At 68.4% G+C, this 12,496-nt stretch carries 11 protein-coding genes; 10 read left to right on the top strand and 1 reads right to left on the bottom strand.

Annotation, left to right across the window (positions count from 1 at the left end; genetic code table 11):
* The 7 genes from infB to pnp all read left to right on the top strand — a co-directional run.
* A partial coding sequence (infB, locus tag A33M_RS20750) for a translation initiation factor IF-2 (protein ID WP_040622287.1) occupies positions 1–2,131 on the top strand: 2,131 nt, incomplete at its 5' end.
* 12 nt (positions 2,132–2,143) lie between these two features.
* Positions 2,144–2,746, top strand: a complete 603-nt coding sequence (locus A33M_RS20755; protein WP_040622289.1) for a hypothetical protein — start codon at positions 2,144–2,146, stop codon at positions 2,744–2,746.
* A 6-nt stretch (positions 2,747–2,752) separates the two neighbouring features.
* On the top strand, positions 2,753–3,100 hold the full coding sequence (locus A33M_RS20760) for a PhoU domain-containing protein (RefSeq protein WP_008391596.1): 348 nt from the start codon (positions 2,753–2,755) through the stop codon (positions 3,098–3,100).
* Positions 3,101–3,185: 85 nt separating this feature from the next.
* On the top strand, positions 3,186–3,599 hold the full coding sequence (gene rbfA, locus A33M_RS20765; protein ID WP_008391597.1) for a 30S ribosome-binding factor RbfA: 414 nt from the start codon (positions 3,186–3,188) through the stop codon (positions 3,597–3,599).
* 73 nt (positions 3,600–3,672) lie between these two features.
* Complete coding sequence (gene truB / locus A33M_RS20770; protein ID WP_008391598.1) at positions 3,673–4,791, top strand: tRNA pseudouridine(55) synthase TruB; 1,119 nt, start codon at positions 3,673–3,675, stop codon at positions 4,789–4,791.
* 3 nt (positions 4,792–4,794) lie between these two features.
* The gene (rpsO, locus tag A33M_RS20775; protein WP_008391599.1) at positions 4,795–5,064 is read left to right on the top strand and encodes a 30S ribosomal protein S15; all 270 of its coding nucleotides are present in this window, start codon (positions 4,795–4,797) and stop codon (positions 5,062–5,064) included.
* Positions 5,065–5,423: 359 nt separating this feature from the next.
* A complete protein-coding gene (gene pnp, locus A33M_RS20780; protein ID WP_040622291.1) occupies positions 5,424–7,589 on the top strand; it encodes a polyribonucleotide nucleotidyltransferase in 2,166 nt (721 codons plus the stop codon).
* A gap of 25 nt (positions 7,590–7,614) precedes the next feature.
* Here pnp and A33M_RS20785 read toward each other — a convergent pair whose 3' ends face one another.
* Positions 7,615–8,589 (bottom strand): hydrogen peroxide-inducible genes activator, encoded by a 975-nt coding sequence (locus A33M_RS20785; protein WP_040622294.1) that lies wholly within the window; start codon positions 8,587–8,589, stop codon positions 7,615–7,617.
* Between the two features lie 142 nt (positions 8,590–8,731).
* On the opposite strand from A33M_RS20785, the gene katG reads away from it, so the two are divergent.
* The 3 genes from katG (at position 8,732) to A33M_RS20805 (ending at position 12,424) form a co-directional block, all read left to right on the top strand.
* Positions 8,732–10,936 carry a catalase/peroxidase HPI gene (gene katG / locus A33M_RS20790; RefSeq protein ID WP_008391612.1) on the top strand — a complete coding sequence of 735 codons (2,205 nt, stop codon included), beginning with the start codon at positions 8,732–8,734 and terminating at the stop codon, positions 10,934–10,936.
* A gap of 391 nt (positions 10,937–11,327) precedes the next feature.
* A complete protein-coding gene (locus A33M_RS20800) occupies positions 11,328–12,029 on the top strand; it encodes a hypothetical protein (RefSeq protein ID WP_040622296.1) in 702 nt (233 codons plus the stop codon).
* Entirely contained in the window at positions 12,026–12,424 is a 399-nt protein-coding gene (locus A33M_RS20805) for a hypothetical protein (RefSeq protein ID WP_008391614.1), read from the top strand. The genes A33M_RS20800 and A33M_RS20805 overlap by 4 nt, the downstream gene beginning before the upstream one ends.
* Positions 12,425–12,496 lie beyond the last annotated feature (72 nt).

Genomic DNA, 12,496 nt, shown 5'->3' on the forward strand with positions numbered 1-12,496 from the left:
GGGGGCGCCCGCCCCCACCCCCGCCACGACCAAGCCCGCCACCGGCTCGCCGAGCGGCAGCCCCGCCCGCACCGCGTCGACGCCGGCCGCCGGCCGTCCCGCCGCGCCCGGTGGGCGTGGCGCCGCCGCGACCGAGACCGACGACGACGAGGCTCGCCGTCCGGCGCGCCGCAGCGGTGCCGGCCCGGCCCGCCCGGCGCCCGCGCCGAAGCCCGCCAACAAGACCGGAGCCCAGAAGAACCGCGGCCGCCTGACCGTGGTGACGGCGCTCGACGCCGGCGAGGAGCGCTCGCGCTCGGTCGCCTCGTTCCGCCGCCGCGTGCAGCGCCTCAAGGGCCATTCCGCCAACGAGCCGAAGGAGAAGCTCGCGCGCGAGGTGACGATTCCGGAGGTGATCACCATCCAGGAGCTCGCCAACCGCATGGCGGAGCGGGCCGTGGACGTCATCAAGATGCTGATGAAGCAGGGCCAGATGGCGAAGATCACCGACACGATCGACGCCGACACCGCCCAGCTGATCGCCGAGGAGCTCGGCCACACGGTCAAGCGCGTGTCCGAGGCCGACGTCGAGGAAGGTCTGTTCGACGTCGCCGACGATCCGGTCGATCTCGAGCCGCGTCCGGCGGTGGTCACCATCATGGGCCACGTCGACCACGGCAAGACGTCGCTGCTCGATGCCATCCGCCACGCCAACGTGGTGTCGGGCGAGGCCGGCGGCATCACCCAGCACATCGGCGCCTATCAGGTGACCGCGCCCTCGGGCAGCAAGATCACCTTCATCGACACGCCCGGCCACGCCGCCTTCACGGCGATGCGCGCCCGCGGCGCCAAGGTGACCGACGTGGTGGTGCTGGTGGTCGCGGCCGACGACGGCGTGATGCCGCAGACGATCGAGGCGATCCAGCACGCCAAGGCGGCCAAGGTGCCGATGATCGTCGCCATCAACAAGATCGACAAGCCCGACGCCAAGCCGGAGCGGGTCCGCACCGAGCTGCTGCAGCACGAGGTGCAGGTCGAGACGTTCGGCGGCGAGACCCTCGAGGTCGAGGTCTCGGCCAAGCAGAAGACCAATCTCGACAAGCTGCTCGACGTGATCGGGCTGCAGTCGGAGATCCTCGAGCTGAAGGCCAACCCGAACCGTCCGGCCGAGGGCACCGTGATCGAGGCCAAGCTCGATCGCGGCCGCGGCCCGGTGGCGACCGTGCTGGTGCAGCGCGGCACGCTCAAGGTCGGCGACATCGTCGTGGCCGGCGCCGAATGGGGCCGGGTGCGCGCGCTGGTGTCCGATACCGGGGCGACCATCGATCAGGCCGGGCCGTCGGTGCCGGTCGAGGTGCTCGGCTTCAACGGCACGCCGGAGGCGAGCGATCGCCTGGCGGTGGTCGACAACGAGGCGCGCGCCCGCGAGGTCACCGAGTATCGCGCCCGTCAGCGTCGCGAGAAGCTGGCGGCGCGTGCCAGCGGCAAGCGCGGCTCGCTCGAGCAGATGATGAGCCAGCTCAAGTCGAGCAGCGGCCTCAAGGAGTTCCCGCTGGTCGTCAAGGGCGACGTGCAGGGCTCGATCGAGGCGATCGTCGGCGCGCTCGAGAAGCTCGGCACCGAGGAGGTGGCGGCCCGCGTGCTGCTGTCGGGCGTCGGTGGCATCACCGAGTCGGACGTGACGCTCGCGGAAGCCTCGAACGCCGCGATCATCGGCTTCAACGTGCGTGCCCACAAGGAAGCGCGCGAGGCGGCCGAGCGGCTCGGCATCGAGATCCGCTACTACAACATCATCTACGACCTCGTGGACGACGTGAAGAAGGCGATGTCCGGCCTGCTCGCGCCGACCACCCGCGAGACCATGCTCGGCAACGCGCAGATCCTGCAGGTCTTCAACATCACCAAGGTCGGCAAGGTGGCCGGCTGCCGGGTCACCGACGGGGTCGTCCAGCGCGGCGCCAATGTCCGCCTGATCCGCGACAACGTGGTGATCCACGAAGGCAAGCTCGGTCAGCTCAAGCACCTCAAGGACGACGTCCGCGAGGTCACCGCCGGCCACGAATGCGGCATGTCCTTCGAGAACTACCAGGACATCCGCGTCGGCGACGTGATCGAGTGCTACCGCGTCGAGACGGTGCAGCGGAGCCTGTGACGGAGGCCTTCCATGCCGAGACGGCACAAGGAGACCGAAAACGCTGGCTGGGGCTGGAACGCCTCGCAGACGGCCTACCGTGTGGAATACCACGGTAGGTCCGAAGCCGAGCGGCTCGGCAACGAGCCGCCCGTCGGTCGGCTCGTCGCCGGCTTCCGGCTCTCGGATGCGGCCCTCGCCTCTGTGCTCGAAAGGCTCTCGTCCGTTTTCCGCCAGAGGCTTTTGCCGCTCGAAGACGGATCCCTTTTCTTTCCAAGCGCATCGGAGCTGAGAGTCGAGGCGAGCGACGACGCGCCGTTCGGGGTCGCCAACGACGACGCGCACGGGGCGGCTGGCCACGATCTCGGGGCGACCGGTGTCCCCGCCGTGGACCGGGCGGCGGGTCTCGCTCTCGGTATCGCCGATGGAGAGGGCGCTGCGGGGCAGCCCCAGGACGGTGATCTCGCCCAAATCTTCGACTGGGCGACGCGAACGATGGACCGGACGGCGGGGATGGCGGAGGAGGCCGTCGCCGACCGTCGTCGTCTCATTCGGGAGATGGCGGCGAGGAAGCGTCTGATCGACCACCGGCTCGCGAAGACCTCGCGTGCTCTCGAGCGTCTGATGGCGGGATAGAGCGCGATGGTGTCGGAGGGACGAGGCGACGATCCTGCGAGCAAATCACCGAAGACCTCCTATTTTCCCGGCTGGGGCCGTCTCGGCGAATTCGTTCTGAACTTGCTCCGGCTCGAGGCCGCCGTCGAAGCCTTGAAGAAGGACAACAAGGAGCTGAACGACCAGCTCCGGGATCTGCAGAGACAGGTCGACGAGCAAAGTGGAAAGCTGGACATTCTGACCGATTTCGTGACCAAGGCGCTGGACGATCAAGTGCGCACCCGGGCCGAGGCGGCCGCGGTACGGGCTTTCGAGCGGATGGCGATGTTCGGCGGCTTCGAGCCGGGACGCGCGAAAAGCGAAAACCAAGAGTGAAGGCCGTTCGGACGGCGCGCACGCTCGACCCTTTTTCCGGGTCGAGGCGCGGCCCGTTCCGAAGAGCGACCGGAGTTTCGATCCTATGAAATCTTCCAACCGACGCGGCGAGGCGGGCGCCTCCTCGCAGCGCGCGCTGCGCGCCGGCGAGCTGGTGCGCCACGCGATCGCCGAGATTCTCGCCCGCGGCGACGTGCACGACCCCGTCATCGAGGGCCACACCATCACCGTGCCCGAGGTTCGGATGAGCCCGGACTTGCGGCTCGCGACCATCTACGTCATGCCGCTCGGCGGCCGCGACGAGGCGGCCGTGGTCGAGGCGCTCGAGCGCAACAAGAAGTATCTGCGCGGCGAGATCGCCCACCGGGTGAATCTGAAATTCGCGCCCGACATCCGCTTCCGCGTCGACGACCGGTTCGCCGAGGCGGCCCGGATCGACAGTCTCTTGAGGACGCCGGCGGTGGCGCGGGACCTTGACGACGAGGTGGACGATGAGTGACGGACGAGACGAGCCCCTGCACGATGTCTCGGTCTCCGTTCTGCCTCCCCCGCAGGCCGGGAGAGACACGGATTTGCCCCCTGCTCCCGAAAGCGGGAGCGACGGCGAGGCCGGCACGATCTTGCGCGAGGAGTCGCACGGCGACCCGTCGCACGCCGAACAGACTCGCGGGGACGAGTCCCGCGACCGGCCGCGTGGAGAAGGGCGCAGGCGCGATCGCGGCGGCCCGCAGAAGAAGCGCGACAAGCGCGACGTCCATGGCTGGCTGGTGCTCGACAAGCCGGTCGGCATGACCTCGACCCATGCGGTCTCGGTGATCAAGCGGCTGTTCTCGGCCAAGCGCGCCGGACACGCCGGCACGCTCGATCCGCTCGCCTCCGGCTGCCTGCCGGTCGCGCTCGGCGAGGCGACCAAGACCGTGATGTTCGTGATGGACGGCCGCAAGCGCTACGAGTTCACCGTGCGCTGGGGCGAGGAGCGCGACACCGACGACGCCGAGGGACGGGTGGTCGCCGAGAGCGACGCCCGGCCGGACATCGAGGCGATCCGCGCGCTGCTGCCGCGGTTCCACGGCACCATCGAGCAGGTCCCGCCGAAATATTCGGCGATCAAGATCGACGGCGAGCGCGCCTACGACATCGCCCGCGACGGCGAGGAGGTCGAGCTGAAGCCGCGCGAGGTGGAGATCCATTCGCTCGAGATCGTCGCCACCCCCGACGCCGACCACACGGTTTTCGCCGCCGAGTGCGGCAAGGGTACCTATGTGCGGGCGCTCGCCCGCGACATGGGACGCCTGCTCGGCTGCCGCGGCCACGTCTCGGCGCTGCGCCGCACCGCGGTCGGGCCGTTCGCGCGCGAGGACATGATTCCTCTGGCGGATCTGCAGACGGTGTGCGATAGAGCGGCGATCGGCGAGGCGAGCCTCGCCGATGCGATTCTGCCTGTCTCGACCGCGCTGGACGACATCCCGGCGCTGGCCGTCAGCCGGGCGGACGCGGCGAGGCTCCAGCGGGGCCAAGCCGTGCTGGTGCGCGGACGCGATGCTCCCATCGCCCGTGGCACGGTGTCCGTGACGGTTCAGGGGCAGCTGCTCGCCCTCGCCGACATGGACCGTGGCGAAATCGTCCCCAGGCGCGTGTTCAACCTGGCGGGCCTGCACGGCAGGGCCGTCCGACAACGACAAGGTGATTGAACGATGTCGATCACGACCGCCCGCAAGGCCGAGCTGATCACGACTTTCGGTTCCAAGGCCGGCGACACGGGCTCGCCGGAGGTGCAGATCGCGATCCTGTCCGAACGGATCGCCAACCTCACCGAGCACTTCAAGACCCACGCCAAGGACAACCATTCGCGGCGCGGCCTTCTGAAGCTGGTGTCGCAGCGCCGCCAGCTGCTCGACTACCTCAAGCGCACCGACGAGCACCGCTACAAGGCGGTGATCGAGAAGCTCGGAATTCGCCGCTGAGAACGCGGCGCAGCGGCCGTGTCGCCCGCCCCGAGGATTTCGCCCGTTCCGGCGAGCCGATGGGCGAGGGCGGCCGGTTCTTCCGGAGCGGATCGAAGTGGGCGTGACCGCTCCACCGGGCGGACGGCGAGGCCGTCGCCCGAACGGCGGCGTGACGCCGCCGGCCGGCGCGGGTCGTGTGGACCCGCCATCGGGCGAGGCGAAGACCTCGGCCCGACACGAAGGCCGGAGAACGCCATGGCAGGATCGCCGGACGCTGGTGGTGGCGGGGTGCGCAGCGCCCCGGTCGCCGTGCAGCGTCCGGCCGTCTTGCTCATGGCCTTCCGAGGCCCACCCTCAACCATGAGAGAACGCTGAAGATGTTCGATACCCATCGCGTGGAAATCGATTGGGCCGGGCGCAAGCTCGTATTGGAGACCGGGCGGATCGCGCGCCAGGCCGACGGCGCCGTGCTCGCCACCTATGGCGAGACCACCGTGCTCGCCACCGCGGTCGCCGAGAAGACGCCGCGCCCCGGCATCGATTTCATGCCGCTGACCGTCAATTATCAGGAGAAGACCTACGCCGCGGGCCGCATCCCCGGCGGCTTCTTCAAGCGCGAAGGCCGCCCGAGCGAGAAGGAGACGCTGGTCTCCCGCCTGATCGACCGGCCGATCCGCCCGCTGTTCGCCAACGGCTGGCGCAACGACACCCAGATCATCGTGACGACGCTGTCGCACGACCTCGAGAACGACCCCGACATCGTCGCGATGGTCGCGGCCTCGGCGGCGCTGACCATCTCCGGCCTCCCCTTCATGGGCCCGGTGGGCGCGGCGCGCGTCAGCTTCATCAACAACGAGTTCGTCCTCAACCCGCAGCTCGACGAGATGACCGAGAGCCAGCTCGATCTCGTCGTCGCCGGCACCCAGGACGCGGTGCTGATGGTCGAGTCCGAGGCGAAGGAGCTGCCCGAGGAGGTGATGCTCGGTGCCGTGATGTTCGGCCACCGCCACTTCCAGCCGGTCATCGAGGCGATCATCCAGCTCGCCGAGAAGGCCGCCAAGGAGCCGCGCGAGCTGATCACCCAGGACAATGCGGCGCTCGAGTCCGAGATGCTCGGCGTGATCGAGCAGGATCTGCGCGCCGCCTACGCGATCCCGCAGAAGCAGGAGCGCTACAAGGCGGTCGACGCCGCCCGCGCCAAGGTCAAGGCGCACTTCTTCCCGGAGGGCGGCACCCCCGCCTATGACGAGCTGCGCGTGATGGGCGTGTTCCATCACCTCGAGGCCAAGATCGTCCGCTGGAACATTCTCGACACCGGCCGCCGGATCGACGGCCGCGACGTCAAGACCGTGCGCCCGATCGTCGCCGAGGCCGGTGTGCTGCCGCGCGCCCACGGCTCGGCGCTGTTCACCCGCGGCGAGACCCAGGCGCTGGTCGTCGCCACGCTCGGCACCGGCGAGGACGAGCAGTTCATCGACGCGCTGGAGGGGACCTACAAGGAAACCTTCATGCTGCACTACAACTTTCCGCCGTTCTCGGTGGGCGAGACGGGCCGCATCGGCTCGCCCGGCCGCCGCGAGATCGGCCACGGCAAGCTCGCCTGGCGCGCCATCCATCCGGTGCTGCCGCTGCATCACGAGTTCCCGTACACGATCCGCGTGGTCTCCGAGATCACCGAGTCGAACGGCTCGTCCTCGATGGCGACGGTGTGCGGCACCTCGCTCGCGCTGATGGACGCCGGCGTGCCGCTGCGCGCGCCGACCGCCGGCATCGCCATGGGCCTGATCAAGGAGGGCGACCGCTTCGCGGTGCTCACCGACATCCTCGGCGACGAGGACCATCTCGGCGACATGGACTTCAAGGTGGCCGGCACCGAGAAGGGCGTCACCTCGCTGCAGATGGACATCAAGATCGCCGGCATCACCGAGGAGATCATGCGGGTCGCCCTCGCCCAGGCGAAGGACGGCCGGCACCACATCCTCGGCGAGATGTCGAAGGCGCTGACCTCGGCCCGCGCCCAGCTCGGCGAGTACGCGCCGCGCATCGAGGTGCTCACCATCCCGGTCGACAAGATCCGCGAAGTGATCGGCTCGGGCGGCAAGGTGATCCGCGAGATCGTCGAGAAGACCGGCGCCAAGATCGACATCTCCGACGACGGCACCGTCAAGGTCGCCTCGGCGTCGGGCGAATCGATCAAGTCGGCGATCAACTGGATCAAGTCGATCGCCTCGGAGCCGGAAGTCGGCCAGATCTACGAGGGCACCGTCGTCAAGGTGATGGACTTCGGCGCCTTCGTGAACTTCTTCGGCTCCAAGGACGGCCTCGTCCATATCAGCCAGCTCGCGCCGCGCCGCGTCCAGAAGACCTCCGAGGTCGTCAAGGAAGGCGACAAGGTGAAGGTGAAGCTGCTCGGCTTCGACGAGCGCGGCAAGGTCCGCCTGTCGATGCGGGCGGTCGATCAGGAGACCGGCGAGGACCTCGACGCCAAGCAGAAGGCCGAGGGCCACAAGGACGGCGAGCAGCCGCGCGAGGCCGGCGAGTAATTTCGCCCGCGTCGTCCGAAAGCTTTTAGTTGCTCTGCAGGGCGGCCTCTGGGCCGCCCTGTCTCGTTTGGGCAGGCGCGGGTTGGGGCGGGGGCGCAGGCGGGGGCGGGGGACAAAATCCCAAAGCCTCGCACACGAGAGAGGCCAGCACGCAAAACTCCGCCTTGCGCGGCGAGGTCTTGCGGAAGGCGAGGCCGATCGTGCGGCCGGGCCGCGGCGCGGTGAAGCTCAACAGCTTGATGTGCGGGTTGTGGCCCTCGGCGTCGGCGGCGACCTGGGGCAGCAGCGTCGTGCCGTAGCCCGAGGCGACCAGCTGCATCACCGTCGACAGGCTGGTGGCGCCGAGCCCCATCGCGTCGCGGCGGCCGCCGGCGCACACCGCGAGCGCCTGGTCGCGCAGGCAATGCCCCTCCTCGAGCAGGATCAGCCGGTCGCGCTCGATCGAGGCCGCCTCGATCGGCCCGTCGGCGGGGCGCGGGTCGTCGGCCGGCACCGCCAGCACGAACGGGTCCTCGAACAGCACCATCGTCTCGACGTCGGGCGGATCGACCGGCAGCGCCACCATCGCGGCGTCGAGCATGCCGCGGCCGAGCTCGTCCATCAGATGGCGGGTCTGGGTTTCGCGCAGCTCGACCGACAGGTCCGGGTGGCGCCGCTGCAGCGCCGGCAGCACGGTCGGCAGCACGTAGGGCGCGAGCGTCGGGATCACGCCGAGGCCGAGCCGGCCGGTCAGCGGCCGGCCGTGGTGGCGGGCGACGTCGACGATGTCGCGCGCCTCGGCGAGCACGCTCTCGGCGCGTCTCGCCACCTCCGCGCCGATCGGCGTCAGCACCACCTCGCCGGGCCGCCGCTCGACGAGATCGACCCCGAGCCGCGCCTCGAGGTCGCGAATTTGCATCGACAGCGCCGGCTGGGTCACCGCGCACTCCTGGGCGGCGCGGCCGAAATGCCGCACCCGCGCCAGCGCCTCGAAATAGCGCAACTGCTTCAATGTGATCATCGCGATAAGATACGCTGATCGATGCGGTCAGACAATACGATTAGACCTAATCGAAGGAAGCCGTCATGGTCCGTTCGCTCGCTGCCGCGACGATCGCGAACGGGGCACGAGCGAGACCACACGACTCCCCGGGAGCACGACGATGGACGCGAAGACGAACGATCAGGGCAAGTGCCCGTTCTCCGGCGGCGCCCGCGGACCCCGGAACCGCGACTGGTGGCCCGAGCAGCTCGACATCCAGGTGCTGCATCACAATTCCACGAAGTCCGACCCGATGGGCGCCGACTTCGACTATGCGAAAGAGTTCCAGAGCCTCGATCTCGCGGCGGTGAAGGCCGACCTGCACGCGCTGATGACCGACTCGCAGGCGTGGTGGCCAGCCGATTTCGGGCATTACGGCGGCCTGATGATCCGGATGGCGTGGCACTCGGCCGGCACCTACCGCATCACCGACGGGCGCGGCGGGGCGGGCGCCGGGCAACAGCGCTTCGCGCCGCTCAATTCGTGGCCGGACAACGCCAATCTCGACAAGGCACGCCGCCTCTTGTGGCCGATCAAGCAGAAATACGGCCGCAAGATCTCGTGGGCCGACCTGATGGTCCTGGCCGGCAACGTCGCGCTCGAATCGATGGGCTTCGAGACGTTCGGCTTCGCCGGCGGGCGCGCCGATGTGTGGGAGCCGGAGGAGCTTTATTGGGGCCCCGAGGGCACCTGGCTCGGTGACTCGCGCTACTCCGGCGAGCGCCAGCTCGAGGAGCCGCTCGCCGCGGTGCAGATGGGCCTCATCTACGTCAATCCGGAAGGCCCGAACGGCAAGCCCGACCCGCTCGCCGCCGCCAAGGACATCCGCGAGACGTTCTATCGCATGGCGATGAACGACGAGGAGACCGTCGCGCTGATCGCCGGCGGCCACACCTTCGGCAAGACCCACGGCGCGGGCGACCCGTCGCTGGTCGGCGCCGCGCCGGAAGGCGCCGCGATCGAGGATCAGGGGCTCGGCTGGAAGAGCACGCACGGCACCGGCTTCGCCGGCGACGCCATCACCGGCGGCCCGGAGGTGACCTGGTCGCAGACCCCGACGCAGTGGAGCAATTACTTCTTCAAGAATTTGTTCGAGTGCGAATGGGAGCTCGAGAAGAGCCCGGCCGGCGCCTATCAGTGGCGCGCCAAGGACGTCCCGGCCGACGTGCCGGACGCGCACGACCCGTCGAAAAAGCACCGGCCGACCATGCTGACGACCGACCTGTCGCTGCGGGTCGACCCGATCTACGAAAAAATCTCGCGGCGGTTCTACGAGAACCCCGACGCCTTCGCCGACGCCTTCGCCCGCGCCTGGTTCAAGCTGACCCATCGCGACATGGGCCCGCGGGTTCGTTATCTCGGGCCCGAGGTGCCGTCCGAGGTTCTGATCTGGCAGGACCCGATCCCGCCGGTCGACCACCCGCTGGTCGATGCGCAGGACATCGCCGACCTCAAGGCAAAAATCCTCGCCTCCGGCTTGTCGGTGTCGCAGCTCGTCACCACCGCCTGGGCCTCGGCCTCGACCTTCCGCGGCTCCGACAAGCGCGGCGGCGCCAACGGCGCGCGCATCCGCCTCGCGCCGCAGAAGGACTGGGCGGTCAATCAGCCGGACGAGCTTTCGGTGGTTCTGTCGAAGCTCGAGGCGATCAAGGCGGCGTTCGACGGCGCGCAGACGGACGGCAAGAAAATCTCGCTCGCCGATCTGATCGTGCTGGCCGGCAATGCCGGCGTCGAGAAGGCGGCGAAGGATGCCGGCACCCCCGTCGAGGTGCCGTTCGCGCCGGGCCGGATGGACGCCTCGCAGGAGGAGACCGACGTCGAATCCTTCAAGGCGCTCGAGCCGCGTACCGACGGGTTTCGCAACTGGCTGTCGGGCCGGCAATTCATGGCACCCGAGGAGGCGCTGATCGACCGCGCCCAGCTGCTGCGGCTCACCGGCCCCGAGACGACCGTGCTGCTCGGCGGCCTGCGTGTGCTCGGCGCCAATGCCGGGCACTCGACCCACGGCGTGCTGACCGACCGGCCGGAGAAGCTGACCAACGACTTCTTCGTCAATCTGCTCGACATGGGCACCCAGTGGGCGCCGTCCGGCACTGGCGAGGGCATTTACGAGGCGCGCGACCGCAAGTCCAAGGAGCTGAAGTGGACCGGCACGCGGGTCGACCTGATTTTTGGATCGCACTCGCAGCTGCGCGCTTTTGCCGAGGTCTACGGCTCGTCCGACGCGCAGGATAAGTTCGTGACCGACTTCGTCGCCGCCTGGACAAAAGTGATGAACGCCGACCGCTTCGATCTGGTCGGTCCCGGCACCCAGGAAGCGGCATGACGACCGGGCTCGCCCGCGCCGTCCTCGCGGCACCCCCGCCGCGCCGCGGCAGGTGGGCGACGCCGATGCACTTCGATCCGGCCGGCGTGTGCGCCGGTCGCGACACCACGAGCCGCCGAAACAAGGCGGTCGAGACCACCGGCCGGCGAACGCCGTCGCCGGCCTTGCAGGCCGCCTAGGCGATCTGCCGCTCCACACCGACGGGACGGCGCCATCCCCGCCGCCCCCCGGTTCCCGCGAACCCCCGCGCTCCGCTTTGCAGAGCCATCAACGGCCGGTGCCGCCAGCGCCGGCCGTTTTTGCGTTTGGAGGACACCTCGCCCAAATCGCACCGCCTTCCGCCGTCCTGGTGGATGTAGGCGAACAATGCCGAACGAGATATCTTGGGAACATGTCGCCAATTGCCGCCAACAGCCCTCCCGTCGGAATCGGGTTCTACACCGTGCCCGAGGCCGCCCGCCTGTTGAGGATCCCGCCGTTGAACATTCGGCGTTGGCTCGGCGGCTATACCTATCGCCACGACGGCGAAGTCGTCGAGATGCCGCCGCTTTGGCAGCCACAGCTGCCGGCGTACGACGGCCATATCGAGCTGGGATTTCGTGATCTCATCGAGCTCAGAATCGTCAAGAGCTTCCTCGATGCGGGCTTGAAGCTCGTCACGATCCGGGCCTGCTTGGAATATGCGCGCGAGTGCGCCGAAGACGACCGGCCGTTCTCGACGAGACGTTTTCGCACGGACGGCCGGACGATTTTCTTGGACAGCATCCAACGGTCGGGCGACGGCGAGCTTCTCGACCTGAAAAAGCGCCAGTACGTCATCAAGCAAGTGATCGACCGCACGTTCAAGGATCTCGATCTCTCCGACGAGATCGTCAGTCGCTGGCGGCCGTTCAATGGAAAGCAGAGCATCGTCATCGATCCGCAACGAGCATTCGGCCAACCGATCGCCACGCAGTACGGGGTGCCGACCGTGACATTGGCCGACGCGGTGGAAGCCGAAGGCTCGATCCAACGTGTCGGCCATCTCTACGATGTCCCGGTTTCGGTCGTGATCGACGCCGTGAACTTCGAAAACTCGTTACGATCGACGTGAAGGTGTTCTTCGACCACAACATGTCTCCGGCGATAGCGCGCGCCCTCGACGAGTTGTTCAAGCACGAGCATGAAATTCGCACCCTGACGGACAAGTTCTCTCGTGATGCGCCGGACGTGGAGTGGATCGGCGAATTGAGCCGAGAGGGACAATGGATCGTCTTTTCCGGCGATCGGCGGATCACCCGAAACCGCGCCGAATACAATACGTTTCGCGCGTCGAACCTGATCGGCTTGTTCCTGGCGCCGGGACTGCAGAAAGCACCGGTCATCAAGCAGATGGAGCGCATTCTTGCGCTCTGGCCGACGGTCGAGACGCTGACGAGAACGGTTCAGGGTGGCGCCGTGTTCGAAGTCCCGATGAAGGGAAGTCGGCTGCGGCAGTTGAAGCCGTGAACGCGTCGCCGCCCCCGGAACGTCTCATACCGGATTCGGGTGATCAGTTCCGAGTGATGGGTTTCGGCCACC

The sequence above is a fragment of the Rhodovulum sp. PH10 genome, from assembly GCF_000293785.1.
GTDB lineage: Bacteria > Pseudomonadota > Alphaproteobacteria > Rhizobiales > Xanthobacteraceae > Rhodoplanes.

What these genes read in the sequence shown, in the direction of transcription:
- A33M_RS20755 (WP_040622289.1), top strand. Translation starts at nt 2,144, where the DNA reads ATGCCGAGACGGCACAAGGAGACCGAAAACGCTGGCTGGGGCTGGAAC.
- A33M_RS20760 (WP_008391596.1), top strand. Translation starts at nt 2,753, where the DNA reads ATGGTGTCGGAGGGACGAGGCGACGATCCTGCGAGCAAATCACCGAAG.
- rbfA (WP_008391597.1), top strand. Translation starts at nt 3,186, where the DNA reads ATGAAATCTTCCAACCGACGCGGCGAGGCGGGCGCCTCCTCGCAGCGC.
- rpsO (WP_008391599.1), top strand. Translation starts at nt 4,795, where the DNA reads ATGTCGATCACGACCGCCCGCAAGGCCGAGCTGATCACGACTTTCGGT.
- pnp (WP_040622291.1), top strand. Translation starts at nt 5,424, where the DNA reads ATGTTCGATACCCATCGCGTGGAAATCGATTGGGCCGGGCGCAAGCTC.
- A33M_RS20785 (WP_040622294.1), bottom strand. Translation starts at nt 8,589, where the DNA reads ATGATCACATTGAAGCAGTTGCGCTATTTCGAGGCGCTGGCGCGGGTG.
- katG (WP_008391612.1), top strand. Translation starts at nt 8,732, where the DNA reads ATGGACGCGAAGACGAACGATCAGGGCAAGTGCCCGTTCTCCGGCGGC.
- A33M_RS20800 (WP_040622296.1), top strand. Translation starts at nt 11,328, where the DNA reads ATGTCGCCAATTGCCGCCAACAGCCCTCCCGTCGGAATCGGGTTCTAC.